Annotated in this window: 22 protein-coding genes; 3 read left to right on the top strand and 19 right to left on the bottom strand. The window is 66.7% G+C overall.

All coding sequences use genetic code 11. The features are described from left to right. Positions 1 to 83: 83 nt before the first annotated feature. The 3 genes from M3149_RS20305 to guaB all read right to left on the bottom strand — a co-directional run bounded on the left by M3149_RS20305 (position 84) and on the right by guaB (position 4,794). A complete protein-coding gene (locus M3149_RS20305) occupies positions 84 to 1,340 on the bottom strand; it encodes a tyrosine-type recombinase/integrase (RefSeq protein WP_088887072.1) in 1,257 nt (418 codons plus the stop codon). A 301-nt stretch (positions 1,341 to 1,641) separates the two neighbouring features. Continuing rightward, positions 1,642 to 3,258, bottom strand: a complete 1,617-nt coding sequence (gene guaA, locus M3149_RS20300; protein ID WP_251711267.1) for a glutamine-hydrolyzing GMP synthase — start codon at positions 3,256 to 3,258, stop codon at positions 1,642 to 1,644. Positions 3,259 to 3,324: 66 nt separating this feature from the next. Next, positions 3,325 to 4,794, bottom strand: a complete 1,470-nt coding sequence (guaB, locus tag M3149_RS20295; protein ID WP_251711266.1) for an IMP dehydrogenase — start codon at positions 4,792 to 4,794, stop codon at positions 3,325 to 3,327. A gap of 140 nt (positions 4,795 to 4,934) precedes the next feature. Between guaB and M3149_RS20290 the strand changes: the two genes are divergently transcribed. Then, on the top strand, positions 4,935 to 5,486 hold the full coding sequence (locus M3149_RS20290; RefSeq protein ID WP_251711265.1) for a DUF4124 domain-containing protein: 552 nt from the start codon (positions 4,935 to 4,937) through the stop codon (positions 5,484 to 5,486). Between the two features lie 48 nt (positions 5,487 to 5,534). Here the strand turns inward: M3149_RS20290 and M3149_RS20285 are convergent, their stop codons facing one another. Together M3149_RS20285 and M3149_RS20280 are read right to left on the bottom strand one after the other, a co-directional pair. Beyond that, a complete protein-coding gene (locus M3149_RS20285; protein WP_353056830.1) occupies positions 5,535 to 5,864 on the bottom strand; it encodes an RnfH family protein in 330 nt (109 codons plus the stop codon). Next, entirely contained in the window at positions 5,861 to 6,307 is a 447-nt protein-coding gene (locus M3149_RS20280) for a type II toxin-antitoxin system RatA family toxin (RefSeq protein WP_251711264.1), read from the bottom strand. The genes M3149_RS20285 and M3149_RS20280 overlap by 4 nt, the downstream gene beginning before the upstream one ends. Before the next feature lie 124 nt (positions 6,308 to 6,431). On the opposite strand from M3149_RS20280, the gene smpB reads away from it, so the two are divergent. After that, positions 6,432 to 6,920: an SsrA-binding protein SmpB gene (gene smpB, locus M3149_RS20275; RefSeq protein WP_251711263.1), complete on the top strand. Its 489-nt coding sequence runs from the start codon at positions 6,432 to 6,434 to the stop codon at positions 6,918 to 6,920. Positions 6,921 to 6,943: 23 nt separating this feature from the next. Here the strand turns inward: smpB and M3149_RS20270 are convergent, their stop codons facing one another. The 14 genes from M3149_RS20270 to M3149_RS20205 form a co-directional block, all read right to left on the bottom strand. After that, a complete protein-coding gene (locus M3149_RS20270) occupies positions 6,944 to 8,038 on the bottom strand; it encodes an enoyl-CoA hydratase/isomerase family protein (RefSeq protein ID WP_251711262.1) in 1,095 nt (364 codons plus the stop codon). Positions 8,039 to 8,060: 22 nt separating this feature from the next. After that, positions 8,061 to 9,074, bottom strand: coding sequence for a DMT family transporter (locus M3149_RS20265; RefSeq protein WP_251711261.1), 1,014 nt, complete (start codon positions 9,072 to 9,074; stop codon positions 8,061 to 8,063). 7 nt (positions 9,075 to 9,081) lie between these two features. Further along, on the bottom strand, positions 9,082 to 10,908 hold the full coding sequence (gene typA / locus M3149_RS20260) for a translational GTPase TypA (RefSeq protein WP_285887366.1): 1,827 nt from the start codon (positions 10,906 to 10,908) through the stop codon (positions 9,082 to 9,084). Then, on the bottom strand, positions 10,905 to 11,882 hold the full coding sequence (gene truB, locus M3149_RS20255; RefSeq protein ID WP_251711260.1) for a tRNA pseudouridine(55) synthase TruB: 978 nt from the start codon (positions 11,880 to 11,882) through the stop codon (positions 10,905 to 10,907). Before truB ends, typA begins: the two co-directional genes overlap by 4 nt. Positions 11,883 to 11,884: 2 nt before the next feature. After that, a complete protein-coding gene (gene rbfA / locus M3149_RS20250; protein WP_251711259.1) occupies positions 11,885 to 12,259 on the bottom strand; it encodes a 30S ribosome-binding factor RbfA in 375 nt (124 codons plus the stop codon). Positions 12,260 to 12,282: 23 nt separating this feature from the next. Beyond that, positions 12,283 to 15,153, bottom strand: coding sequence for a translation initiation factor IF-2 (gene infB, locus M3149_RS20245; protein WP_251711258.1), 2,871 nt, complete (start codon positions 15,151 to 15,153; stop codon positions 12,283 to 12,285). Positions 15,154 to 15,181: 28 nt separating this feature from the next. Then, positions 15,182 to 16,681, bottom strand: a complete 1,500-nt coding sequence (nusA, locus tag M3149_RS20240; protein ID WP_251711257.1) for a transcription termination factor NusA — start codon at positions 16,679 to 16,681, stop codon at positions 15,182 to 15,184. 50 nt (positions 16,682 to 16,731) lie between these two features. Further along, on the bottom strand, positions 16,732 to 17,319 hold the full coding sequence (gene rimP / locus M3149_RS20235; RefSeq protein WP_251711271.1) for a ribosome maturation factor RimP: 588 nt from the start codon (positions 17,317 to 17,319) through the stop codon (positions 16,732 to 16,734). 135 nt (positions 17,320 to 17,454) lie between these two features. Further along, on the bottom strand, positions 17,455 to 17,679 hold the full coding sequence (locus M3149_RS20230) for a DUF2788 domain-containing protein (RefSeq protein ID WP_251711256.1): 225 nt from the start codon (positions 17,677 to 17,679) through the stop codon (positions 17,455 to 17,457). Between the two features lie 3 nt (positions 17,680 to 17,682). Continuing rightward, positions 17,683 to 18,417 carry a DUF2189 domain-containing protein gene (locus M3149_RS20225; protein WP_251711255.1) on the bottom strand — a complete coding sequence of 245 codons (735 nt, stop codon included), beginning with the start codon at positions 18,415 to 18,417 and terminating at the stop codon, positions 17,683 to 17,685. Positions 18,418 to 18,477: 60 nt separating this feature from the next. Continuing rightward, on the bottom strand, positions 18,478 to 20,082 hold the full coding sequence (locus M3149_RS20220) for an ABC transporter ATP-binding protein (RefSeq protein ID WP_251711254.1): 1,605 nt from the start codon (positions 20,080 to 20,082) through the stop codon (positions 18,478 to 18,480). Next, positions 20,079 to 21,116, bottom strand: coding sequence for an ABC transporter permease (locus tag M3149_RS20215; RefSeq protein ID WP_251711253.1), 1,038 nt, complete (start codon positions 21,114 to 21,116; stop codon positions 20,079 to 20,081). Before M3149_RS20215 ends, M3149_RS20220 begins: the two co-directional genes overlap by 4 nt. Further along, a complete protein-coding gene (locus M3149_RS20210; RefSeq protein WP_251711252.1) occupies positions 21,116 to 22,141 on the bottom strand; it encodes a microcin C ABC transporter permease YejB in 1,026 nt (341 codons plus the stop codon). Before M3149_RS20210 ends, M3149_RS20215 begins: the two co-directional genes overlap by 1 nt. Positions 22,142 to 22,147: 6 nt before the next feature. Further along, positions 22,148 to 24,007, bottom strand: a complete 1,860-nt coding sequence (locus tag M3149_RS20205) for an extracellular solute-binding protein (protein ID WP_251711251.1) — start codon at positions 24,005 to 24,007, stop codon at positions 22,148 to 22,150. Positions 24,008 to 24,045: 38 nt separating this feature from the next. Here M3149_RS20205 and fabI point away from each other — a divergent pair, with 38 nt between their 5' ends. After that, positions 24,046 to 24,834, top strand: coding sequence for an enoyl-ACP reductase FabI (gene fabI / locus M3149_RS20200; RefSeq protein WP_251711250.1), 789 nt, complete (start codon positions 24,046 to 24,048; stop codon positions 24,832 to 24,834). Positions 24,835 to 25,008 lie beyond the last annotated feature (174 nt).

Raw genomic sequence — 25,008 nt, 5'->3', positions numbered from 1 at the left:
CAGAGTGATCTTTCCTCGATGAATGCAAACCTCGCGCTGTCCACCGACAGCATGCCCTGATGAAGTCATCATGCGGCCCTCCCTCACAAAGCCGCACTGAGCACTGGGACCGGCACGTTCTCCGGCAGCAGCTTCGGCACGTGGGTACGCCCGTCGATCCAGGCATCGACCATGTCCGCCCACTCCTGCAGCATGTGGCGCCGCTGCTCGGCGTACTCGGCCTTGTTGTACACCGAACGCGAGGAGCGCCCTTCCTCGTGCGCCAGGCACTTCTCGATCCAGTCACCGTTGAAGCCCACCTCGTTGAGCAGCGTCGCGCCGGTACGGCGCAGGTCATGCACTGTGAAAGGCTCCAGAGGCAGGCCCGCAGCCTTGGCCCGCTCGGCAATGAGCTGGGTGACGCGGTTCAGGGTCGCATGCGACATGCAACAGCTTGGCTCGTAGCGCGAGGGCAGCACGAACTTCGAGCCCGCAGCGCAGGTATGCAACGCCACGAGAATGTCCAGGGCCTGCCGCGACAGATAGACCACGTGCGGATTGCGCCCCTTCATGCGCTGCTTCGGAATCGTCCAGGTGGCGTTCTCGAAATCGACCTCATCCCAGGTGGCCTCAATCAATTCGCTCTTGCGCACCAGGGTCAGCAGGACCATGCGCAGGGCCAGGCGGATCGTCGGATAGGTCGCGATGGATTCCAACTGGTGGAACGCCAGCCGGATCTCTGTTGGTGAGAGCGCCCGGTCCTTCGGCACAAAGGTCGCGATCGAGGCGGCCGCCACATCGCTCGCCGGGTTGTCCACCTTCTCGCCGTGCAGGGTGGCGAAGGCATAGACCTGCTTCACGATGTCGCGGACATGCACCGCCGTGGCGGGCGCCCCGCGTGCCTTCACCTTGTTGCACAAGGCCCGCAGGTCATCCGCGGTGATTTCGTTGAGCAGCCGGTTCTGGAACGCCGGCAGGATGTCGCGATCGACGACGTGTTTGCGCATCGCGCGCGTGCTGTCGGCCATCCGGGCGTCCGCCAGCCATTTGACGGCGATATCGCCGAAATTCTTGGCAGCGGTCAGCCGGCGCTTATCACGCTGCTTTTCCAGTGCCGGGGAACGGCCGTCGGCGACGGCCTTCTTGGCGTCGAGCAGCTTTTCACGGGCTAGCGCCAGCGAGATACCGCCAGGGCCATAGCGGCCAATCGTCAGGGTCTCACGGCGCCCGTTGAGACGGTAATCGTAGCGGAAGGTGACGGTACCGGCGGCCGATACCGTCACGTACATCCCATCCCGGTCAGAAACCTTATAAGTCAATGACTTAGGTTTCAGATTGCGCAGTGCTGTGTCAGTAAGCATCGAGGTTTTTCCTCCTGTTCGCGACGGCTTTTACCGTCAGGGGTCAGGAGACCTGCTGATGCCTGGAAAGCCGCATGAAACAAGCTTTCCAGAAGAGTGATTTACCGTAAAAGACCGATTTGGTCTCAATAGTAAACGGGAGGGTCTTAATCCGACCCCCGGTTCTTACCGTCAGTTCTACCGTCAACCCGTTTTGCTGGCCGGCGATAGCCACCGATAACTGCCATGACGTATTTCCTTCTAAATCAACACGTTACAGCGGTTTTTCGATACCTGGCGATAGTCCCCGAAGGACCTGATTTCACTCCCACTCGATCGTCGCCGGCGGCTTGGAGCTCACGTCGTAGGTCACGCGGTTGATGCCGCGCACCTCGTTGATGATGCGGCTGCTGACCTTCTTGAGCAGCGCGTACGGCAGCTCGGCCCAGTCGGCGGTCATGAAGTCGCTGGTCTGCACGGCGCGCAGCGCCACCACGTAGTCGTAGGTGCGGCCGTCGCCCATCACGCCCACGCTCTTGACCGGCAGGAACACGGTGAAGGCCTGGCTGGTCAGGTCGTACCAGCTCTTGCCGCTGTGGGGCTCGAGGGTGGAGCGCAGTTCCTCGATGAAGATGGCATCGGCGCGGCGCAGCAGGTCGGCGTATTCCTTCTTCACCTCGCCCAGGATGCGCACGCCCAGGCCCGGGCCCGGGAAGGGGTGGCGGTAGACCATGTCGTGCGGCAGGCCCAGCGCGACGCCCAGTTCACGCACCTCGTCCTTGAACAGGTCGCGCAGCGGCTCCAGCAGTTTCAGGCCCAGCTGCTCGGGCAGGCCGCCCACGTTGTGGTGGCTCTTGATGGTGACGGCCTTCTTGCTCTTGGCGCCGCCTGACTCGATGACGTCAGGATAAATTGTCCCTTGTGCCAACCACTTGGCACCTTTTTTTGATGCATCACTTGAAGTGAGTTTGGCGGCTTCGGCCTTGAAGACGTCGACGAATAGGCCGCCGATGATCTTGCGCTTCTGCTCGGGGTCGCTCACGCCGGCGAGCTTGCCCAGGAACAGGTCGGCGGCATCGACACGCACCACCTTCGCGTGCAGCTGCCCGGCGAACATGTCCATCACCATGTCGCCCTCGTTCAGGCGCAGCAGGCCGTGGTCCACGAACACGCACGTGAGCTGGTCGCCGATGGCGCGGTGGATCAGCGCGGCGGCCACCGACGAATCGACCCCGCCGGACAGACCCAGGATCACCTCCTCGTCGCCCACCTGCGCGCGAATCTTCTCCACCGCCTCGGCGATGTGGTCGCGCATCACCCAGTCGGGGTTGGTGCCGCAGATCTGCAGCACGAAGCGCTCGAGCATCGCCCGGCCCTGCACGGTGTGCGTGACCTCGGGGTGGAACTGCACCGCGTAGAAACGGCGCGACTCGTCGGCCATGCCGGCGATGGGGCAGCTGTCGGTGCTGGCCATGAGCTTGAAGCCTGGCGGCAGCTCGGTCACCTTGTCGCCGTGGCTCATCCACACCTTGAGCATGCCGTGGCCTTCGGGGGTGTGGAAGTCGGCGATGTCTTTGAGCAGCGCGGTGTGGCCGCGCGCGCGCACCTCGGCGTAGCCGAACTCGCGGGTGTTGGAGCCTTCCACCTTGCCACCGAGCTGCTGTGCCATGGTCTGCATGCCGTAGCAGATGCCCAGCACCGGAATCCCCAGCTCGTAGACCGCCTCGGGCGCCTTGTCGTCCACCTCGTACACGCTGGCGTGGCTGCCCGAGAGCACGATGCCCTTCAAGTGCCCGTCGGCCGCGAACTCGCGCACCCACTCGCTGCTCACGTCGCAGGGGTGCACCTCGCAGTACACGTGCGCCTCGCGGATGCGGCGCGCAATGAGCTGGGTGACCTGGGAGCCGAAATCGAGGATGAGGATCTTGTCGTGCTGCATGGTGGTCTGCGGGGCGGTCTGGAATGAAAAAGGCCGTCGCGGGGACGGCCTGCGGGGCGGCGGGGATCAGTCCGCCCTGTAGTTCGGGGCTTCCTTGGTGATCTGCACGTCGTGCACGTGGCTCTCGCGCATGCCGGCGGCCGTGATCTGCACGAACTCGGCGCGCTCCTTCATCTCCTGGATGGTGGCGCAGCCGCAGTAGCCCATGCTGGCACGCACACCACCCGCAAGCTGGAACAGGATGGCGACGACCGAACCCTTGTAGGGCACGCGGCCTTCGATGCCCTCGGGCACGAGCTTGTCGGCGTTGGGGTTGCCGGTGCTGCTTTCCTGGAAGTAGCGGTCGGCACTGCCCTGCTGCATGGCGCCGATGGAGCCCATGCCGCGGTAGCTCTTGTAGCTGCGGCCCTGGTAGAGGATGACCTCGCCCGGCGCCTCTTCGGTGCCGGCGAACATGCCACCCATCATCACGGTGCTGGCGCCGGCCGCGATGGCCTTGGCAATGTCGCCGCTGTAGCGGATGCCGCCGTCGGCGATCAGCGGGATGTCGGTCCCGCGCAGCGCGGTGGCCACGTTATCCACCGCCATGATCTGCGGCACGCCCACGCCCGCCACGATGCGGGTGGTGCAGATGGAGCCCGGGCCAATGCCGACCTTGACCGCGTCGGCCCCGGCCTCGGCCAGTGCCAGTGCGGCGGCACCGGTGGCGATGTTGCCGCCCACCACGTCCACCTGCGGGTAGTTCTGCTTGACCCAGCGCACGCGCTCGATCACGCCGCGGCTGTGGCCGTGCGCGGTGTCGACCACGATGGCGTCGACACCGGCCTTGACCAGGGCTTCGACGCGCTCCTCGGTGCCCTCGCCCACACCCACCGCCGCGCCCACGCGCAGGCGGCCCGCGGCGTCGCGCGCGGCGTTGGGGAAGTTGAGCTGCTTGGTGATGTCCTTCACCGTGATCAGGCCCTTGAGCTCGAAGGCGTCGTTGACAAGCAGCAGGCGCTCCAGCTTGTGCTTGTTGAGCAGCGCTTTCGCTTCTTCGGGCGTGGTGCCGTCTGGCACGGTGATCAGACGCTCGCGCGGCGTCATGATCTCGCGCACGGGCAGGTCGTAGCGGGTTTCAAAACGCAGGTCGCGCCCGGTGACGATACCCACCACCCTGCCTGCATCCACCACCGGAAAGCCGGAGACGCCCAGCTCGTCGGAGAGCTTCATGACCTGGCGCACCGTGGTGTCGGAGGTGATCACCACCGGGTCGCGCAGCACGCCGCTTTCGTAGCGCTTGACCTTGGCCACCTGCGCGGCCTGCTCGGCGGCGCTGAGGTTCTTGTGGATGATGCCCATGCCGCCCTCTTGCGCGATGGCGATCGCCAGGCGGGCCTCGGTGACGGTGTCCATTGCCGCGGACACGAGAGGCAGGTTGAGCTGGATGTTGCGGGAGAAACGGGTGGCCAGCGAGGTGTCCTTGGGCAGGACCTGGGAGTACGCGGGCACCAGCAAAACGTCGTCAAAGGTGAGCGCGTTGCCGAGGAGGCGCATGGGGGATATCTCCAAAAACGGCATTGTACCCGCGGCCCTAAGTGCTACTTGGGAGGGGGACAACGCCGTCCGTTGCGCCGTGGCTGCGCTTTGGCGGCGCATTCTGGCCCCTGTGCGGGGGCCGGCACTACACTGCGCGGATGCTGAAAAAGACCTCTCCTCACCCCTATCGCCACGCGGCCCGCGCAACGCTCGCCCTGGCTTTCGCCTTGACGCTGCCTGCAGTCGCCTGGGCCCAATGGGGCTGGGTTGACAACAGCGGGCGCAAGGTGTTCAGCGACACCGCCCCGCCGGCCAGCATTCCCGACAAGAACATCATCAAGCGCCCGGGCAACAGCGCATCGCCCATGGCTGCAACAGCGCCCGCCGAGGCGGCGCCCACTGGCGGCACCACCGCCGCCGCACCGGCCGCGCCAGCCACACCCAAAGTGGCCGAGAAGGACGCCGAACTCGAAGCCCGCAAGAAGCAGGCAGAGGCGGCCGAAGAAGCCAAACGCAAGGCCGAAGAGCAGCGCATCGCCCGTGCCCGTGCCGAGAACTGCGAGCGCGCCCGCAAGAGCAAGGGTGCCCTGGAGTCGGGCATGCGCATCGTCACCACCAATGCCAAGGGCGAGCGCGAGGTTCTGGATGACAAGGCACGTGCTGCGGAAATGCAGCGCATCGAGTCGGCCATTCGCAGCGACTGCTCCTGACCGCACCCAGGGCGCAGCGCCCGGCAGGGGTTGGCCGGCCGGATTGCTTCAGTAGCCGGCTTTCGAATTCGGACGCCGCTTGGCGAACAGACCGGCGGAACGCGCGCCCTGCCCGGTGAAGCGCTCGCGCCGCGCCACCTTTGGGTCCACGCGCAGCGGGCGCAGCAATTCCAGGCGGTCACCCTCGCGCAGCACGTGCGTCCCTGCGCAGCGACGACCCCATATCGCCAGACTCAGGCCTTCAACGTCCTTGAACCGCTCCAGCCAGCCACTGGCGCGTAGCGCATCGGCCACCGTCGTGCCGTCGGGCAGATCGAGTTCGGCCTCGTGCACTTCGCGCGCGGCGGGGGAAAACACCAGCACGACCTGCATGCTCATCCCGCCCCGTAGACCTCGTCGGCGCGCTTGACGAACGCGTCCACCAGGCTGCCGGCGATGCGGTCGAACACCGGGCCCACCACCGCACCCAGCGCGCTGCTGCCAAAACCGTAGCGCAGCGTGAACTCCACCTTGCAGGCGCGCTGGCTGCCGTCGCCCAGGGGGGTGAACTTCCAGTGGCCATCGAGCGCGGAGAACGGGCCGTCGACCAGCTCCATGAAGACCTCGCGGTCCTCCACATGCCGGTTGCGGGTGGTGAAGCTCTGCTGCAGGCCCGCGATGGCCATGCCCACGCGCGCCACCATGCCCTGCTCGCTGCGCTCGAGCACGTCGCCCCGGTCACACCAGGGCAGGAACTGCGGGTAATGCTGCACGTCGGTCACGAGCGCAAACATCTCGTGCGCGCTGTGCCACAACAGCACGGACTTGTGAATGGTTTTCATACAATCGCCGGTCCTTGCGCGGTGCGCCGCACCGTTGGCGGGGGCACATGCAAGGCCGCGACGATTCTAGGTGGCCTTGCAAAGAAGGCCATATCGCCCCATGTATGGCCCCACACAGAACCCCATGGCCACCACCCAGAAATCCAAGCCCACCGCGGGCGACAGCCGCATCGCCGACAACAAGAAGGCGTTGTTCAACTACGCCATCGAGGAGCGCTTCGAAGCGGGCATGGTGCTGCAAGGCTGGGAGGTGAAGGCGCTGCGCGAAGGCAAGGTGCAGCTCACCGACGGCTACGTCGTCATCCGCGACGGTGAGCTCTTCCTTATCGGCTGCCAGATCAACCCCTTGCGCACCGCCAGCACTCATGTCACGGCCGATTCCGTGCGCACCAAGAAGCTGCTGCTGCACAAGGAACAGATCCAGCGCCTGATCGGCAAGGTGGAACAAAAAGGCTTCACCCTGGTGCCGCTGAACCTGCACTGGAAAGGCGGCCACGTGAAATGCGAGATCGCCCTGGCCAAAGGCAAGGGCGAGCACGACAAACGCGACACCATCAAGGAACGCGAAGGCAAGCGCGAGGTGGAGCGGGCGATGAAGAGCCGCAACCGCTGAGGGGCAGCCCCAACGGATTCGGCTCAGCCCAGATGCGCCAACGGGTGCGCGTGCGCCGGCCAGGGCGGCTCGAAGAACGCGGCCACCTCGGCAGGCGTCACGTCTTCGATGCGGGCCGGGTTCCACTTGGGGGCGTGGTCTTTGTCGACCGCAAGGGCGCGGATGCCTTCGACGGTTTCGCTGGCGGCGCCAGGGCGCAGGTGGAAGCAGCGGCGCACCAGACCGCGTTCCATGCGCAGATCGTCGGCCAGGCCGAGCTTGCGGGCACGGCGGATCTGTTCCAGCACCACGTGCAGCATCAGCGGCGAGCGTTGGCGCAGCACCTTGGCGGTGGCTTGCGCCCAGTCGCTGTCGGTGCCTTCCAGGGTGGCGACGATCTCGCGCACTTTCGTCTGGGTGAAGATGCGGTCGATCTCGGCCGCGGGCCAGGGGGCCTTGGGTGCGGTGGTCTGCAGGTGGTTGGTGACCCAGCGCTGCACGGCCTCGCCGGTTTCGAAGGGCGTGGTGCTGAGGGTGGTCCACAAACCCACCAGCCGGCCCGATTCGATGAAGCCGTCGGCCAGTCCGGCGGCCATGGCGTCCTTGCCCTGCAGCACGTGGCCGGTGAGCGCCAGGTACTCGCCCAGGCGCCCGGTGCAACGGCTCAGGAAGTAGCCGCCGCCCACGTCCGGGAACAGGCCGATGTTGGTCTCGGGCATGGCGAGCTTGCTGCGCTCGGTGACCACACGCAGGCTCGCGCCCTGGCTGATGCCCATGCCGCCGCCCATGCAGATGCCGTCCATGAAGGCGATGTAGGGCTTGGGGTAGGTGTGGATCAGGTGGTTGAGCGCGTATTCCTCGGTGAAGAAGTCCTCGAGCTCGGGGTTGCCCGCGAGTGCGGCCTGGTGGAAGAAGCGGATGTCGCCACCGGCGCAGAAGGCGCCGAACGGGCCCTCCTTGCCGTTGCCACGGATGGCCACCGCGATGACGCCCGGGTCTTCCCGCCAGGCCAGCAGCGTGGTGCTGAGCGTGCGGATCATCTCCAGCGAGAGCGCGTTGAGCGCCTTGGGCCGGTTGAGGGTGATGAGGCCGACACGGCCTTGCACTTCGACGATGACGGTGGGCTCGGGCGACGACATGATCACTTCTCCTCGGGAAAACTCAATCGGTGTTCTGGCTGGCTTGCAGCGTCTGGATGCGCGGGGTGCCGCCGCGCGAGCGCCAGCCCAGCAACTCGTTGGTGAACAGCGCGCCGATGACCACGGTGCCGCCGATCAGCACCGCGGTGCCCGGCGCCTCACCGGCGCCCACCCACGCCAGCAGGATGCCGAAGATCACTTCGAGCAGTGCCAGCAACGACACCTCGGGCGCCTTGAGCGAACGCGCGCAGACCACCGCCAGCGCGCAGGGAATGGCCAGTTGCACGAGACCCAGCAGCGCGAGCCAGGCGACGTCGCTGCCGGTGGCGGCGAACGGCATGGCCAGCGGCAAGGTGACCAGCGACGAAATCACGCCGCCCAGCAGCACCGAGGGCACGAGGTCGATCTTCTCGCCGTGGGTCTGGCTGCGCTGCACCACCGTCCAGTTGATGGCGCCCGCGATGGGCACGCACAGCGCGGTGAGCGAGCCGATGATCAGGTTGGCGGTGTCGAACGCTGGGTCGGCAAAGGCCTGCAGGAACTGGCTGCCGTACATGTAGACGATGCCCGCGCCCGCGGCCACGATGGCGGCCCAGGTGCGCGGAGCCAGCCGCTGCCCGATGGTGAAGCGCGCCACCAGCGCGGTCAGCAGCGGGCCCAACGACATGACGATCAGCACGTTGGCCACGGTGGTGAAGGTCAGCGCCAGCATGAAGGCGGTGAACATCACGCTCCAGCACACCCCGCTGACCCAGAAGGCGCGCGAGCGTGGCAGCACGCCCCAGTGGCGTTGCAGCACGCCCTGCCCCGCGTCGTCCGACAGCACGCCGTTGGCGCGGTCGGCCGCGCGCCACAGCGGCAGGATGATGAGCAGCGACAGCGCGGTGAACGCGCTGCGCCAGAAGGTGACCTCGAAGCGCGCGGCCGATTCGAGCTGGCGCGACACCACGCCCGCGATGGACCACATCAGGGTCACCGCGACCATCAGGAACACGGCCTGGGTGTGCGTCAGGCGACTGAGCGCGCGAAACGGCATGGTCGGGTCAGGCTTCCCGCGAGGCGCGCTTGCGCTCGTGCTCTTTCAGGAAGCGCTTGCGCAGGCGGATGCTCTTGGGCGTGATCTCGACCAGCTCGTCGTCCTCGATGAACTCCACGCCGTACTCCAGCGTGAGCTGGATCGGGGGCGTGATCTTGATCGCGTCTTCCTTGCCGCTCACACGGAAGTTGGTGAGCTGCTTGGTGCGCGTGGCGTTGACCACCAGGTCGTTGTCGCGGCTGTGGATGCCGACGATCATGCCCTCGTACACCGGGTCGTTGGCCTTGACGAACATGCGGCCGCGGTCGTCAAGCTTGCCCAACGCGTAGTTGAAGATCTCGCCGTCGTCCATGCTGATGAGCACGCCGTTCTTGCGTGCGGCCACCTCACCCTTGTGCGGCTCGTAGCCGTCGAAGATGTTGGAGATCAGGCCCGAGCCGCGCGTGAGGTTGAGGAATTCGTTGGTGAAACCGATCAGGCCGCGCGCCGGAATGCGGTATTCCAGTCGCACACGGCCACGGCCGTCGGGTTCCATGTTCACCAGTTCGCCCTTGCGCTCGCCCAGGGCCTGCATCACGCCGCCCTGGTGCTGCTCTTCCACGTCGGCCGTCACCAGCTCGATCGGCTCGTGGCGTTCGCCATTGATCTCCTTGAACACCACGCGCGGCTTGCTCACGGCCAGCTCGTAGCCTTCGCGGCGCATGTTCTCCAGCAGGATGGTCAGGTGCAGTTCGCCGCGGCCCGAGACCTCGAACACGCCGTCTTCGTCGGTTTCCTTCACGCGCAGGGCCACGTTGCTTTGCAGTTCCTTCTGCAGGCGGTCCCAGATCTGGCGGCTGGTGACGAACTTGCCTTCGCGCCCGGCCAGCGGGCTGGTGTTGACGCAGAAGTTCATCGTCAGCGTCGGCTCGTCCACTTTCAGCATGGGCAGCGGCATCGGTTTGTCGATGTCGGTCACCGTCACGCCGATGCCGATATCGGTGATGCCGTTGATCAGCACGATATCGCCCGGCCCGGCCTCGGTGGCCTGCACGCGGTCCAGGCCCTGGAAGGTCAGCACCTGGTTGATGCGGCCCTTGTACGATTTGCCTTCCGGGCCCTCGGCCACCAGCACGTCCATGCCGGGGCGGATGGTGCCGTTGCTGATGCGGCCCACGCCGATGCGGCCGACGAAGGTGGAGAAGTCGAGCGCCGAGATCTGCAGCTGCAGCGGTGCGTTCGGGTCGCCCTTCTGGGCCGGCACGTGCTTGAGCACGGTGTCGAACAGGGCCGACATGTCGGGGCCCCACTGCTCGCCCGCCGGGCCTTCCACCAGGGAAGACCAGCCGTTGATGCCCGAGGCATAAACCACGGGGAAATCGAGCTGCTCGTCGGTGGCGCCCAGCTTGTCGAACAGATCGAACGCGGCGTTGACCACCTTGTCGCAGTTGGCACCGGGCTTGTCGACCTTGTTCACCACCACGATGGGTTTGAGGCCGAGGGCCAGCGCCTTCTTGGTCACGAAGCGCGTCTGCGGCATCGGGCCTTCCTGCGCGTCGATCAGCAGCAGCACGCCGTCGACCATGGACAGCGCGCGCTCCACCTCGCCGCCGAAGTCCGCGTGGCCGGGGGTGTCGACGATGTTGATGTGCGTGCCCTTCCAGCTCACGGCGCAGTTCTTGGCCAGGATGGTGATGCCGCGCTCGCGCTCGATGGCGTTGTTGTCCATCACGGTGTCGACCACCTTCTCGTGCTCGGCGAAGGTGCCCGACTGGCGCAGGAGCTGGTCGACCATGGTGGTCTTGCCGTGGTCGACGTGGGCGATGATGGCGATGTTGCGGATGGCTCTGGTCATGATGCGTGTGCCTCGGTGAGGTCTGCGATTTGCTGGATGTCGGTCGGGCTCAGCAAGCGGCCCGGGATGAGTTCACCCGCCTTGGTGTGGGCGCTGCCCAGCAAGACAGGGGGGGAATCGGGGTGCGGCGGTGGGCCGAAGACGGCCACGCGCTCGCGGTCGGGCCAGTCGCCGCGGCGGCGCACGCCGCTCAGGAAGCGGCCCGCATGCTCGGCGTCGAGCGTGACGCGCTCGTGACCCGCGAGCAAGGCTTGCACGGGCAGCAGTGCGTCGACGCGGTCGGTCTCGCTCATGGCCTCGAGTGCGTCGAGTGTGACCGCGTCGGCCACATCGAACGGGCCGGTCGCTACGCGGCGCAGCGCGATGAGATGGCCGCCGCAGCCCAGGGCTTCGCCGATGTCTTCGCCCAGCGTGCGGATGTAGGTGCCCTTGCTGCACACCACACGCAGGCGCAGCTGCGGTGCATCGCCATCGAGTTGCATGTGCAGCAGCTCGATGTCGTGAATGGTGACGCGGCGCGCATCGCGCTCCACGGTTTCGCCGTCGCGCGCGTACTCGTACAGCGCCTTGCCGTCCTTCTTGAGCGCGCTGTGCATGGGCGGCACCTGGTCGATCTCGCCCATGAAGCGATCCAGCGTCTCGACCACCTGGCCCACGCTGCAAGTCACCGCGCGGGTGTCGATCACGTCGCCCTCGGCGTCGGCCGTGGTGGTGCGCACGCCCAGGCGCACGGTGGTCTCGTAGGTCTTGTCGGCGTCCAGGTGAAGCTGGCTGAACTTGGTGGCCGCACCGAAGCACAACGGCAGCACGCCGCTGGCCAGCGGATCCAGCGTACCGGTGTGACCGGCCTTTTCGGCGCGCAGCAACCACTTGGCCTTTTGCAAGGCCTGGTTGCTGGAAAACCCCAGCGGTTTGTCGAGCAGCAGCACCCCATGCACGGGGCGCCGTTGCACCCTCGTGCGTTGGCGCTCCATGCTCAGTCCTCGTTCTTGGAACGCGAAGCCACAGCCTTGGAGATCAAGGCGTTCATGTCGGCTGCACGCTCGGTGGTGCGGTCGAACACGAAATGCAGCGTGGGCACGGTGTGGATGTGCAGGCGCTTGAACAGCGCGCTACGCAGGAAGCCGGCCGCAGCGTTGAGGCCTTCGGTGGTTTCCTCGGGGTTGCCGGTGAGCAGGCTGAAGAAGACCTTGGCGTGCGCGTAGTCGGGCGTGACCTCGACCGCGTTGAGCGTGACCATACCCACGCGCGGGTCCTTCAACTCGCGCGCGATCAGCTCGGCCAGATCGCGCTGGATCTGGTCGGCCACGCGGTAGCCGCGGTTGGGTACGGACGACGCCTTGCGGGGCATGGGCCTTCTCCGGTGCGCCCGCCTTACAGCGTGCGCGCCACTTCCTTGACCTCAAAGAACTCGAGCTGGTCGCCCTCTTTGATGTCGTTGTAGTTGCGCAGCTTGATACCGCACTCGAAGCCTTCCTTGACCTCGCGCACGTCGTCCTTGAGGCGCTTGAGCGACTCGAGCTCGCCGGTGTGCACCACCACGTTGTCGCGCAGCAGGCGGTAATGCGCCGAGCGCGTGACCATGCCGGAGGTGACCATACAGCCCGCCACCGTGCCGATCTTGGACGCCACGAACACCGTGCGGATCTCGGCCATGCCGATGATCTCTTCGCGCTTTTCGGGGGCGAGCATGCCGGACATGGCCGCCTTCAACTCGTCCACCGCGTCGTAGATGATGTTGTAGTAGCGCAGGTCGATCTCGTTGCCTTCAGCCAGCTTGCGCGCACCGGCATCGGCGCGCACGTTGAAGCCGATGACCACGGCGCCCGAGGCGATCGCGAGGTTGATGTCGCTCTCGCTGATGCCGCCCACGCCCGCGTACACCATCTGCACGCGCACCTCTTCGGTCGAGAGCTTGAGCAGCGCGGCGGCCAGCGCCTCCTGCGAACCCTGCACGTCGGCCTTGAGGATGATCGGCAGCGTCTTGACCTCGCCAGCGGCCATGTCGGAGAACATGTTCTCCAGCTTGGCGGCCTGCTGCTTGGCCAGCTTGGTGCTGCGGTACTTGCCTGCACGGTAGGTGGCGATCTCGCGCGCACGGCGCTCGTCGGCCATCACCATGAACTCGTCACCGGCTTGCGGCACTTCGGCCAGACCCTGGATCTCCACCGGAATGGAGGGGCCAGCTTCCTTGGCGTTGCGGCCGTTTTCGTCGAGCATGGCGCGCACGCGTCCCGAGGTCTGGCCCGCCAGCACCACGTCGCCCACGCGCAGCGTGCCGCTTTGCACCAGCACGGTGGCCACGGCGCCGCGGCCCTTGTCCAGGCGCGCTTCGATTACCAGACCCTTGGCCATGGCATCCACCGGGGCCTTGAGCTCCAGCACCTCGGCCTGCAGCAGCACCTGCTCCAGCAGGTCGTCGATGCCCTGGCCCGTCTTGGCCGAGACCGCCACGAAAGGCGACTCGCCACCGAATTCCTCAGGCACCACCTGTTCACCCACGAGCTCGGACTTCACCCGCTCGATGTTGGCTTCGGGCTTGTCGGCCTTGGTCATGGCCACGACGATCGGCACCCCGGCCGCCTTGGCGTGCTTGATGGCTTCCTTGGTCTGCGGCATGACACCGTCGTCGGCCGCGCAAACCAGGATCACGATGTCGGTGGCCTGGGCACCGCGGGCACGCATGGCCGTGAAAGCCTCGTGGCCCGGGGTGTCCAGGAAGGTGACCATGCCACGCGGCGTGTTCACGTGGTAGGCGCCGATGTGCTGCGTGATGCCGCCGGCTTCGCCAGCAGCCACCTTCGCACGGCGGATGTAGTCCAGCAGCGAGGTCTTGCCGTGGTCCACGTGGCCCATCACGGTAACCACCGGGGCGCGCGGCAGCGCATCGGCCTGCTGGCCCTGCACTTCCTCTTCGGTGAACGCCTCGGGGTCGTCCAGGGCAGCCTGCACCGCCTTGTGGCCGAGTTCTTCCACCACGATCATCGCGGTGTCCTGGTCGAGCGACTGGTTGATCGTGACCATCTGGCCCAGCTTCATGAGCTGCTTGATGACCTCGGACGACTTCACCGCCATCTTGTGGGCGAGTTCCGCGACCGTGATGGTCTCGGGCACGTGCACTTCAAGCTGCTTGAATTCGGCCGGGGCCTGGAAGCCGCCTTGACCATCGCGCGAATCGCCGCGATCGCCACGACGACCACCGCCACCACGCGGCCCGCTGCGCCAGTTGCTGCGGCCCGAGCTGGTGTCGCCGCGGGTCTTGATTTCCTTCTTCTTGGCGGCGTCGTCCTTCCAGGTCGACGAGAGGTTCTCGGACTTGACCTCCTTCTTGCCACCGGCGGCGGCCGCGGCCGGCGCTGCCGTGCCAGGTGCCTTGGTGGGCGTGCCGGCAGGCTTGTGCAGCGTGCCCTTGAGGCCCGCCTTGGCGTCGGGCGCCGGCTCGGGCTTCTTGGCCACCAGCGTGCGCGCGGGCGCGGCCATCATGGCGCGGATGTTCGCAGCTTCGGCCTCGGCCTTGCGGCGACGCTCCAGCAGTTCGGCAGCGCGCGCATCCTCGGCCTTCTTGTCTTCGGCGGCCTTTTCAGCTGCGGCCTTCGCAGCGGCCTCCTTGTCGGGCCCCTTCACCTTGACGGCCTTGGCCGTGGGCGCGGGTGCAGCGGCTTCGGCAGCGGGCGCTTCGGCGGTGGCCTTGACCGCCGCAGCGGCAGCCTCGGCGGCTTCAGCGGCTTCGGCGGCCTGGGCAGCAGCGGCCTCGGCAGCAGCTGCGCGCGCTTCCTCGGCCTCTCGTGCAGCGCGCTTGGCCGCGAGCTCTTCCTCCTGGCGGCGGATCAGCTCGGCCTGGCGACGGGCCTCTTCCTCGCGACGTGCGAGCTCGGCGCTGTCGATCACCGGCGCGGCCGGCTCGGCGGCCTCCACTTCGGTCGGCGGCGCTGCCACCGTTTCGTCGTCGCGCTTGATGAAGGTGCGCTTCTTGCGCACCTCCACCTGGATGGTGCGGGCACGCCCCATGGCATCGGCCTGCTTGATCTCGGAGGTGGATTTCTTCACCAGCGTGATCTTCTTGCGCTCGCCCCCGGCCGTGCCGTGCGCAGCCTTCAGGTGGCCGAGCAGGCGCTGCTTGTCCGACTCGGTGATCGGGTCGGTCGGGGCGGACTTGCTCACACCGGCTGCGGAGAGCTGCTCCAGCAGGACGGCGGCGGGTTTGTTCAATTCGGCGGCGAATTCGGCGACGGTGGTACTGGTCATGTGTGCTGTGCTCCGTGGGCCTCCGTGATCAGGATTGCGACTGCGCTTCGTCACCGGTGAACCAATGCGCGCGGGCTTTCATGATCAGGTCGGTGGCTTCCGTTTCCGACTGGCCGGTGATCTCGGTCAGCTCGTCCGTGGCGAGATCGGCCAGATCGTCGCGGGTATGCACGCCGGCCTCGGCCAGCTTGGCAATGAGCTCGGGCGTGATGCCCTCGAGGTCCTTGAGGTTCTGGGACACCTCTTCGACGTTTTCCTCGCGCGCGATTTCCATCGTGAGCAGGGCGTCCTTGGCGCGGGTGCGCAGTTCGTTGACGGTTTCCTCGTCGAAGGATTCGATCTCCAGCATCTCCTGCAGCGGCACGTAGGCCACTTCTTCGAGGCTGGTGAAGCCCTCTTCGATCAGGATGTCGGCGATCTCCTGGTCCACGTCGAGCTTGGACATGAACAGTTCGCGGATGCCGCTGGCCTCTTCGGCCTGCTTCTGCGCGGACTCGTCGGCCGTCATGATGTTGATGCGCCAGCCGGTGAGTTCGCTGGCCAGACGCACGTTCTGGCCGCCGCGGCCGATGGCGATGGCGAGGTTCTCTTCGTCCACCACGACGTCCATGGCGTGGCGCTCTTCGTCCACGACGATGGAGACCACATTGGCCGGCGCGAGCGCGCCGATGACGAATTGCGCCGGGTCTTCCGACCACAGCACGATGTCCACGCGCTCACCCGCGAGTTCGTTGGTGACGGCGTTCACGCGCGAACCACGCACGCCGACGCAGGTACCGATCGGGTCGATGCGGCGGTCGTTGGTGTGCACGGCGATCTTGGCGCGCGAGCCCGGGTCGCGGGCGCATTTCTTGATCTCGAGCAGGCCCTGCTCGATTTCGGGCACTTCCTGGCGGAAGAGCTCGATCATGAATTCGGGCGCGGAGCGCGACAGCAGGATGGGCGCGCCGCGCAGCGTCAGGTCGACTTCCATGATCATGGCGCGCACGCGGTCGCCGGTGCGGAAGTTTTCCTTCGGGATCATTTCGCCGCGCTTCAAGCGGCCTTCGACGCGGCCGCTCTCGACGATCAGGTCGCCCTTGTCGAGACGCTTGACGGTGCCGACGAAGATCTTGTCGCCGCGCGACATGAAGTCGTTGAGCAGCATTTCGCGCTCGGCATCGCGGATTTTTTGCAGGATGACCTGCTTGGCGGCCATGGCGCCGATGCGGCCGATCGGCACGCTCTCCACCGGCTTTTCGATGTAGTCGCCTTCCTCGATGTCGGCGATCTCGTCGCGGGCATCGGAGAGCAGTTCTTCGGCATCGGGGTTCTGCAGGCCAGCCTCGTCGGGCACCACCAGCCAACGGCGGAAGGTTTCGTAGGCGCCGGTGTCCGGGTCCATGGCCACGCGGATGTCGACCTCACCCTTGTAGAGCTTCTTCGTCGCCGAGGCCAGGGCCTGCTCGACCGCGCTCATCACCACGTCGCGCTCGACGTTCTTCTCGCGCGAGATGGCATCGATCAGCATCAACATTTCGCGGTTCATCGTTCAGCCCACCTTTCCAGTTCGATCCTTGGTCTTGTTCCGACAGCGCCTCAGGCGCCGGGGGCGCCACGCCCCTTGAAATTCACGATCGGCGCCAGCCGCGCCTGTGCAATCTCGTCCAGCGTGAAGCCCAACGCCTGCAGCGGCGCTGGCTCGCGCTTCTTGCTCACGCGCTGGCCTGGCTTGACGGGCGGCTCATCGCTCCACACGATCTGCCACTGCCCGGCGCCCGCTTGCGCGCCTTCGACACGCTCCAGCGTGCCGCGGAATTTCTTGCGGTTGGCCGCCACCGCCGTGTTGGCACCCAACGGCGCCTTGAGCGTGATGTCGACCACCTGGCCCTCGAAGCGGCGAAAATCGTTCTCGCTGCGCAGCGGGCGGTCGATGCCCGGCGAGCCCACTTCGAGGCGGCGGTACTCCATGCCTTCGACCTCCAGCGCGTACTGCAACTGGCGGGTGACGCGCTCGCAGTCCTCCACCGTCACGAACTGCTCGGTTGGCAGGGGCTGCCCATCGGCCGGCGGCGTCCAGGGCCAGTCGATGGTCACGCGCAGCAAGCCGCCGGCGGACCTTTCGAGGTCCACCAGATCGAAGCCGAGTCCGGCCACGGTTTGTGCGACGGTGTCTTGCCAGCCCATGGAGTAACGCGTCAAGCCGGCATCGGTTTCCCGCCCGGCCAAAAAAAATGGGCCGGTAGTAACCCGCCCATTTGGTCGTGAAGCGCACATTGTAGCCGCTCAAACCCCCTCAAGCAAGCCGCGAGCCAGCTTTCTTCACATGCCCAGCAGCCACTGGATCAGGTTCTTGGCCAGAAAACCCAGCATCCCGAAGGACAGCACCATGAACAGCACAAAGGTGCCGAAGCGCCCGGCCTTGGATTCGCGCGCCAGGTTGAAGACGATGAACAGCATGTACAGGATGAAGGCGCCGACACCGAAGGTCAGGCCGAACTGGGCGATCTGCGCCTCGGTGTAGCCCCAGAGGGTGCCCGGTTGCATGGCTCAGCGCCCCGCCAGATCGCGGTAGGCGTGCCAGCTGGCGTGGGCCAACCAGGGAATGACCACCACCAGCCCGACCAGGGCCAACAGCATCGCCAGGGCGGTGATGACCGCCAGCAGCAGCGCCCAGAGTACCAGCACCGCCGGGTGGTTGGCCACGGCGCGCCAGCTGGCGCCCACCGCCTGGTGCACCGGCACGGGCTGGTCCACCAGCATCGGCAGGGCCACCACGGTGCTGGCAAACACCGGTGCGGCCAGCAGTGCGCCCTGCAGCAGCCAGACCTCGAACAGCCCCGCCTGCGGCGCCAGCACCACCACCCGCAGGAAGTCGACCGGTTTTTCCACCGGCGCGGGCGCGGCCAGGGTGATCAGGCCGGCCGAGGTGAGCACCCAGCCCGTGCCGGCCAGGGCCAGCAGCAGGCCGAAGCGAACCAGCCGGGGGTCGCGCGAGCGCCAAACGTCCAGCACTTCGCGCAGCGGCAGGCGCCGGCCCACGGCCAGCGCGCGACTCACCGCGTACAGACCGGTCGCCAGGATCGGCGCGACGATGAGAAAGCCCGAGAAAGCACCGGCCAGGAGCCAGAAGCGCTCGTGCGCCAACAGCAGCAAGGCACCACCGAACAGGGCGATCAGCGCGCCGTGCAACAGCCCCGGCACCGGGTGTGCCCACAGGTCGCGCCAGCCCAGGGCGAGCCAGTGCAAAGGCGACGTGATCGTGATGGGCGCGGGTTCGGACATCGGCTGACGGTGTGACACGACCATTGTGGCCCGGCATCCGTGGTGCGGGGCTGACCTGGGTCAAGCCGCCGCCTGCACCAGCAGCTGCGTGTAGGGGTGTTGTGGCGTGCCGAGCACATCCAGTGCCGGGCCGCGTTCGACGATGGCGCCGTCCTTCATGACGATGACCTCGTGCGCCATGGCGCGGATCACGTCCACGTCGTGCGTGATGAGCAGGTAGCTCAGGCCCCGGTCGCGCTGCAGCCGCTGCAGCAGGCCCAGCACCTGCTTCTGCACCGTCACGTCGAGCGCACTGGTGGGCTCGTCGAGCACCAGCAGTTGCGGCTCGACGATAAGGGCGCGCGCGATCGCCAGCCGCTGACGCTGGCCGCCCGAAAACTCGTGCGGGTAGCGCGGCAGCAGCACGCTCGCGGCGTCGGGCGTATCGGCCAACCCCACTTCGACCAGCAGCGCACACACACGCTCCCGGCGCTGCGCGGGCGTGATGTCGGGACGGTGCACGTGCAGGCCCTCGCCCACGATCTGCTCGATCGTCAGGCGCGGCGAGAGCGAGGAAAACGGGTCCTGGAACACGACCTGAACACGCTGGCGCAGCGCACGCAGGGCCTTGGCGCGGCGGGCTTCGTCCCAGCCGGTGCCGGCCACGGCGAGCCGGCCCTCGAAGGGCAACAGGCCCAGCGCCGCCAGTGCGAGCGTGCTCTTGCCCGAGCCGGATTCACCCACGACGCCGAGGGTGCGCCCGGGTGGCACGGACAGATCGGCGCCCTGCACCGCCACGAAGCGCCCACGGCGGAACCAGCCCCGCAGACCGGGCAGCGGCACCGGGTAGCTCACGCGCAGCCCCTCGGCCCGCATCACGGGCGCCTCGTCACCGGCAGGGGTGTCGTCCACCGCACGCTCGGGCTTGCTGGCCAGCAACTTGCGCGTGTAGGCGTGCTGCGGGTGCTCGAACACCGTGGCCACGGTGCCCTGCTCCACCAACTGGCCGCTCTCCATCACGGCCACGCGGTCGGCAAAGCGGCGCACCAGGTTGAGGTCGTGCGTGATCATCAGCACCGCCATGCCATGCTGCCGTTGCAGGTCTGACAACAGATCGAGGATCTGCCCACGCAGGCTGACGTCGAGCGCGGTGGTGGGCTCGTCGGCGATCAGCAGCTTCGGCTGGCTGGCCAGCGCCATGGCGATCATGGCCCGCTGCCGCTGGCCGCCGCTGAGCTGGTGCGGGTAGGCGCCAGCACGGCGCTCGGGCTCGGGAATGCCGGTGGACGCCAGCAGTTCCACCACGCCTGCCCTGGCCTGTGCAGCGCTGAGACCGCGCTTCAACTGCAGCACCTCGGCGATCTGGTTGCCCACGGTGTAGAGCGGGTTGAGCGCGGTCATCGGCTCCTGGAAGATCACGGCCACCTCGTCGCCGCGCACGCCGCGCAGCTCGCGCTCGCTCAGCGCCAGCAAGTCGCGCCCGCCGAGCATGGCGCTGCCGCTCACCTCGGCGTTGACCACCAGGCGCAGCAACGAGAGCGCGGAGACGGTTTTGCCCGAGCCCGATTCGCCCACCAGGGCGAGCTTTTCACCGGGCGCGATGGAAAAATCCATCCCGTGCACCACCGGCTTGCCACCAAAGGCCACGCGCAGCTGGCGCACGTCAAGCAGGGGCGCAGCGCTCATCGGTCGGCCTTTCGCGGGTCGAGCGCGTCGCGCAGCGCATCGCCCATGAAGGTGAGGAGCAACAGCGTGAGCACCAGCACGCCGAAGGTGGAGAGCGAAATCCACCAAGCGTCGATGCTGTTCTTGCCCTGGCTCAGCAGCTCGCCCAGCGAGGGCGTGCCGGGCGGCACGCCCAGGCCCAGAAAGTCGAGCGAGGTGAGAGCCAGGATGGCCGCGCTCATGCGAAACGGCAGGAAGGTGACCACTGGCGTGAGGCTGTTGGGCAGGATGTGGCGCCAGATGATCTGCGCGTTGCTCAGGCCCATGGCGCGCGCGGCGCGCACGTAGTCGAGCTGGCGGTTGCGCAGGAACTCGGCGCGCACGTAGTCGGACAGGCCCATCCAGCCGAACAGGCTGAGCAGGATGAGCAGCAGCCCCACGCTGGGTGCGAACACGGCGGAAAAGATGATCAGCAGGTAGAGCTCGGGCATGGCGCCCCAGATCTCGATGAAGCGCTGGAAGGCCAGGTCCGTCTTGCCACCGAAGAAACCCTGGATGGCACCGGTGACGATGCCCAGCACCACGCCGATGGCCGTGAGCGCGAGCGCGAACAGCACGCTCACGCGAAAACCGTAGATCAGCTGAGCCAGCAGGTCGCGCCCGCGGTCGTCGGTGCCGAGCCAGTTGGCGCGGCTCGGACCCGAGGGGTTGGGCATCTCGGCAAAGTAGTTGATGGTTTGGGAGCCGTACGGGTTGGGCGCGTACAGCGCCCAGTTGTCTCCCTTGGTAACCTGCTCGCGGATGAAGGGGTCCAGGTAGTCGGTGGGGGTCTCGAAGTCGCCGCCGAACACGGTCTCCGGCAGTTCCTGCACGACGGGGAAGTAGGTCTGACCTTCGTAGCGCACCACCAGCGGCCGGTCGTTCGACAGCATCTCGGCAAACAGGCTGGCCACCAACAGCACGCAGAAGGCCACCAGACTCCAGTAGCCGAGTTTGTTGCGCTTGAAGCGCTGCCACGCGCGGCGGCCGGGGCTGATCGAGGGGGTGGGAGCCATCAGTCGAACTTCACGCGCGGGTCGACCCACACGTAGCAAAGATCGGAAATCAGCTTGGTGACCAGGCCGATCAGGGTGAACAGGAACAGCGTGCCCATGACCACCGGATAGTCACGCCGGATCACGCTCTCGTAGCTGAGCAGGCCCAGGCCATCGAGCGAGAACAGGGTCTCGATCAGCAGCGCGCCGGTGAAGAAGGCGCCAATGAAGGCCGCCGGAAAGCCGGTGACGATGGGAATCATCGCGTTGCGCATCACGTGCTTCCACAGCACCTGGCGCTCGCCCAGGCCCTTGGCGCGCGCGGTCATCACATACTGCTTGCGTATCTCCTCGAGGAAAGCGTTCTTCGTGAGCATGGCCGTGACGGCGAAGCTGCCCAGCACCATGGCCGTGACGGGCAGCGTGATGTGCCAGAGGTAGTCGACGATGCGCGCACCCCAGCTCAGCTCTTCCCAGTTGGACGAGGTGAGTCCGCGCAGCGGAAACCACTGCAACTGGCCACCGAAGATGACCAGCAGCGCCACGCCGAGCACGAAGCCGGGGATGGCGTAGCCGACGAGGATGAGCAGCGTGGTCACGAGATCGAAGCGCGTGCCAGCACGCACCGCCTTGGCCACACCCAGTGGCACCGCCACACCGTAGCTGATGAGAAAGGTCCACAGCCCCAGGCTGATCGACACCGGCAGCTTCTCCAGAATGAGCTGGCCGACCGGCTTGTTCTGGAAAAAGCTGGTGCCCAGGTCAAAGCGTGCAAAGCGGCCCAGCATCTCGAAGAAGCGCTCATGCGCGGGCTTGTCGAAGCCGTAGAGCGCCTTGATCTGCTCGATGCGTTGCGGGTCCACGCCCTGCCCGCCCCGGTACACCGAGCCACCTTCGGCCCCGGTGCCGGCGGCCGCACGCGCCTCGGCCAGGTACTGCTCCACCGGCCCGCCGGGCACGAACTGAATCACCACGAAGGTGATCAGCAACACGCCGAACAGCGTGGGCAGCATGAGCAGCAGGCGCTTGAGGATGTAGACCCACATGGCGCGTCAGTCCTTTCGGGGTGGGGCCGCCCACCAGGTGTCGATGGCCCAGGCTTCACCCGACGCGTAAGGGGGCATGGTCGCGGGGCGCTGCAGCCGCCAGGCGTTGTAGGCCATGCGATGCGTCGAGGCTGACCACTGCGGGATCAGCACGTGGCTGTGGCTGATGGCGCGATCCAGCGCGCGGCATGCGGCCTGGAACTCGGGCTGCGTCTTGGCCCCCACCATGCGCGTGATGATCCGGTCCACCGCGGGGTTCGCCAGGCCGCTGTAATTGCCCGAATCCGGCGTCTTCGCGGCCTCGCTGCCGAAGATGTCGGCGTATTCCGAGCCCGGGTTGTGCGTGCCCTGGAAGGCCAGCGAGATGATGTCGAAGTCAAAGCTGCGCAACCGCTGCTGGTAGAGCGCGAAATCGACCGGACGGAAACGCAGCGTGACGCCGAGCTTTTGCAGGTTTCGGATCCAGGGCGCCACCACGCGCGCGCCGACCTCGGCGCTGTCGAGGTACTCCAGCACCAGCGGCTCGCCCTGCGCGTTCCTGAGCACGCCCTCCTGCACCGTCCAGCCCGCCTCTCGCAGCAGCGCCTGCGCCTTGCGCAGGTTGCCTCGCAACGAGTTTTCGCCATCGGTGCGCGGCGGGGCGTACATCGGGCCGAAAACGGCTGGCGGCAGTTGCGCGCGGCCTGGCTCCAGCAAGGCGAGTTCGTCGGGGCCGGGTGTTCCTTCGGCCGCGCACGCGGTGTTGCCGAACAGGCCGCGCACGCGCTGGTACGCACCGTAGAACATCTGGCGGTTCATCCACTCGTAGTCCACCGCCAGACCCAGGGCTTCGCGCACGCGAATGTCGTCCAGCGGCTTGCGGCGGGTGTTGAGCACGTAGCTCTGAAAGCCCGTGGGCAACTTGTGCGTGAACTCGCCCTTCACCAGCTCGCCGCTGTCGAACTTGCGGCCGTTGACGCGGCGCGCCCAGTCGCCGGCGGAGAAGAAGCGCATCAGGTCAAACTCGCCGGCCTTGAGCGCTTCGAGCCGTGCGGTGTTGTCCTTGTAGATCTTGACCGTGATGCGGTCGAAGTTGGCAGTACCGCGGCGCACCGGCAGGTCGCGCGCCCAATAGCCCGGGTCGCGCACGTAAGTGATGTCGCGCCCGAACTTCACCGGGCCGATCTTGTACGGCCCGCTGCCGATGGGCACGTCCATCACGACCTTGTCGAAGGTCTTGCGCTGACCGGTGGCCGGGTCCACCTCATTGCCCCACTGCCGGCTGAAGATGGGGATGCTGCCCACGGTGAGCGGCAACTCGCGATTGGGCACCTTGAAGCGGAAACGCACGGTGCGCTCGCCCAGCACGTCCAGCCCCGCCAGGTCGGCCAGGATGGTCTTGTACGCGGGCGAGGTGTGCGGGCCCAGCAGGGTGTCGAAGCTGTGCTTGACGTCAGCGGCCAGCACCGGGTCGCCGTTGTGGAACTTGGCTGTGTCGCGCAGGCGGAAGGTGGCCGACAGGCCATCGGGCGCGGCCTGCACGTCCTCGGCCAGCAGGCCGTATGCAGCGCCGGTCTCGTCCAGCGCGCCCGCGAGCAGCGAGTCGAACATGAGCCCGCTGAGGTAGGCCGGTGCACTGCCGCGCAGGGTGAAGGGGTTGTATTTGTCGAAGGTGGAGACCCGCAGGTTGCTCACCAGGCGCAGCTCGCCGCCTTTGGGCGCCTGCGGGTTCACGTAGTCGAAGTGCGTGAAGCCATCGGGGTACTTGAGCTCGCCCCACAGCGCGTAGCCGTGCGCCGCCCAGGTGGCCTGCCCCGCCAGCCCCAGCAGCAGCGCCGCGCCCCATCGGGCCAGTGTGTTGCGGGGAATTCGGGGGGATACCTGCATGCGACAATTCTGAGGCAATTTTTTCTGGAGACAGTTTCATGGGTTTTCTTGCCGGCAAGCGCTTTCTCATCACGGGCGTGCTGTCCAACCGGTCCATCGCCTACGGCATCGCCAAAGCCTGCCACGCGCAAGGCGCCGAGCTTGCGTTCAGCTACGTCGGCGAGCGCTTCAAGGACCGCATCACCGAGTTCGCGGCCGAGTTCGGCTCCAACCTGGTGTTCGATTGCGACGTTGGCGACGACGCCCAGATCGAAAAGCTGTTCACCGATCTCTCGAAAACCTGGCCGAAGTTCGACGGCTTCGTGCACGCCATCGGTTTCGCGCCGCGCGAAGCCATCGCGGGCGACTTCCTCGACGGCCTGTCGCGTGAGGCATTCAAGATCGCGCACGACATCAGCGCCTACAGCTTTCCCGGCATGGCCAAGGCGGCCCTGCCCTACCTGAACGACAAGTCGGCGCTGCTCACGCTGAGCTACCTGGGTGCCGTGCGCGCCGTGCCCAACTACAACACCATGGGCCTGGCCAAGGCCAGCCTGGAAGCCTCGGTGCGCTACCTGGCCGAGTCGCTGGGCCCCAAGGGCATGCGCGTCAACGGCATCAGCGCCGGCCCGATCAAGACGCTGGCGGCCAGCGGCATCAAGGGTTTCGGCAAGCTGCTCAATCTGGTGGCCGACGTGTCACCGATCCGCCGCAACGTCACCATCGAGGACGTCGGCAACGTCGCTGCTTTCCTGCTGTCCGATCTGTCTGCCGGCGTCACGGCGGAGATCATCTACGTCGATGGTGGTTTCAGCCAGCTGGTGGGCGATTCGAGCCGGGTGGAGTGAGCTGCGCGGCATCGCCCCGAGCCGCTTGAAACCGGGTGGGTGCGCGGCCTAGCTGTGATGTTGCAATAGGTTGTTCACCCGACGGCATCTGGGAGACTGGAGTTACCACGCTTCAGCACTCACAGAGGAAACCCGTCGGATGAACAGCCACAAGAATGCCAGATTGACGTTTGA

Origin of the sequence: Hydrogenophaga intermedia, from assembly GCF_023715105.1 — a bacterium.
Classification (GTDB): domain Bacteria; phylum Pseudomonadota; class Gammaproteobacteria; order Burkholderiales; family Burkholderiaceae_C; genus Hydrogenophaga; species Hydrogenophaga intermedia_A.
Note: the sequence above shows the minus strand (reverse complement) of the source record. Positions and strands in the feature narration are given on the sequence as shown.

Excerpts from the sequence above, each read along its gene's own strand:
- M3149_RS20305 (WP_088887072.1), bottom strand. The coding sequence starts at position 1,340 with ATGCTTACTGACACAGCACTGCGCAATCTGAAACCTAAGTCATTGACT.
- guaA (WP_251711267.1), bottom strand. The coding sequence starts at position 3,258 with ATGCAGCACGACAAGATCCTCATCCTCGATTTCGGCTCCCAGGTCACC.
- guaB (WP_251711266.1), bottom strand. The coding sequence starts at position 4,794 with ATGCGCCTCCTCGGCAACGCGCTCACCTTTGACGACGTTTTGCTGGTG.
- M3149_RS20290 (WP_251711265.1), top strand. The coding sequence starts at position 4,935 with ATGCTGAAAAAGACCTCTCCTCACCCCTATCGCCACGCGGCCCGCGCA.
- M3149_RS20285 (WP_353056830.1), bottom strand. The coding sequence starts at position 5,864 with ATGAGCATGCAGGTCGTGCTGGTGTTTTCCCCCGCCGCGCGCGAAGTG.
- M3149_RS20280 (WP_251711264.1), bottom strand. The coding sequence starts at position 6,307 with ATGAAAACCATTCACAAGTCCGTGCTGTTGTGGCACAGCGCGCACGAG.
- smpB (WP_251711263.1), top strand. The coding sequence starts at position 6,432 with ATGGCCACCACCCAGAAATCCAAGCCCACCGCGGGCGACAGCCGCATC.
- M3149_RS20270 (WP_251711262.1), bottom strand. The coding sequence starts at position 8,038 with ATGTCGTCGCCCGAGCCCACCGTCATCGTCGAAGTGCAAGGCCGTGTC.
- M3149_RS20265 (WP_251711261.1), bottom strand. The coding sequence starts at position 9,074 with ATGCCGTTTCGCGCGCTCAGTCGCCTGACGCACACCCAGGCCGTGTTC.
- typA (WP_285887366.1), bottom strand. The coding sequence starts at position 10,908 with ATGACCAGAGCCATCCGCAACATCGCCATCATCGCCCACGTCGACCAC.
- truB (WP_251711260.1), bottom strand. The coding sequence starts at position 11,882 with ATGGAGCGCCAACGCACGAGGGTGCAACGGCGCCCCGTGCATGGGGTG.
- rbfA (WP_251711259.1), bottom strand. The coding sequence starts at position 12,259 with ATGCCCCGCAAGGCGTCGTCCGTACCCAACCGCGGCTACCGCGTGGCC.
- infB (WP_251711258.1), bottom strand. The coding sequence starts at position 15,153 with ATGACCAGTACCACCGTCGCCGAATTCGCCGCCGAATTGAACAAACCC.
- nusA (WP_251711257.1), bottom strand. The coding sequence starts at position 16,681 with ATGAACCGCGAAATGTTGATGCTGATCGATGCCATCTCGCGCGAGAAG.
- rimP (WP_251711271.1), bottom strand. The coding sequence starts at position 17,319 with ATGGGCTGGCAAGACACCGTCGCACAAACCGTGGCCGGACTCGGCTTC.
- M3149_RS20230 (WP_251711256.1), bottom strand. The coding sequence starts at position 17,679 with ATGCAACCGGGCACCCTCTGGGGCTACACCGAGGCGCAGATCGCCCAG.
- M3149_RS20225 (WP_251711255.1), bottom strand. The coding sequence starts at position 18,417 with ATGTCCGAACCCGCGCCCATCACGATCACGTCGCCTTTGCACTGGCTC.
- M3149_RS20220 (WP_251711254.1), bottom strand. The coding sequence starts at position 20,082 with ATGAGCGCTGCGCCCCTGCTTGACGTGCGCCAGCTGCGCGTGGCCTTT.
- M3149_RS20215 (WP_251711253.1), bottom strand. The coding sequence starts at position 21,116 with ATGGCTCCCACCCCCTCGATCAGCCCCGGCCGCCGCGCGTGGCAGCGC.
- M3149_RS20210 (WP_251711252.1), bottom strand. The coding sequence starts at position 22,141 with ATGTGGGTCTACATCCTCAAGCGCCTGCTGCTCATGCTGCCCACGCTG.
- M3149_RS20205 (WP_251711251.1), bottom strand. The coding sequence starts at position 24,007 with ATGCAGGTATCCCCCCGAATTCCCCGCAACACACTGGCCCGATGGGGC.
- fabI (WP_251711250.1), top strand. The coding sequence starts at position 24,046 with ATGGGTTTTCTTGCCGGCAAGCGCTTTCTCATCACGGGCGTGCTGTCC.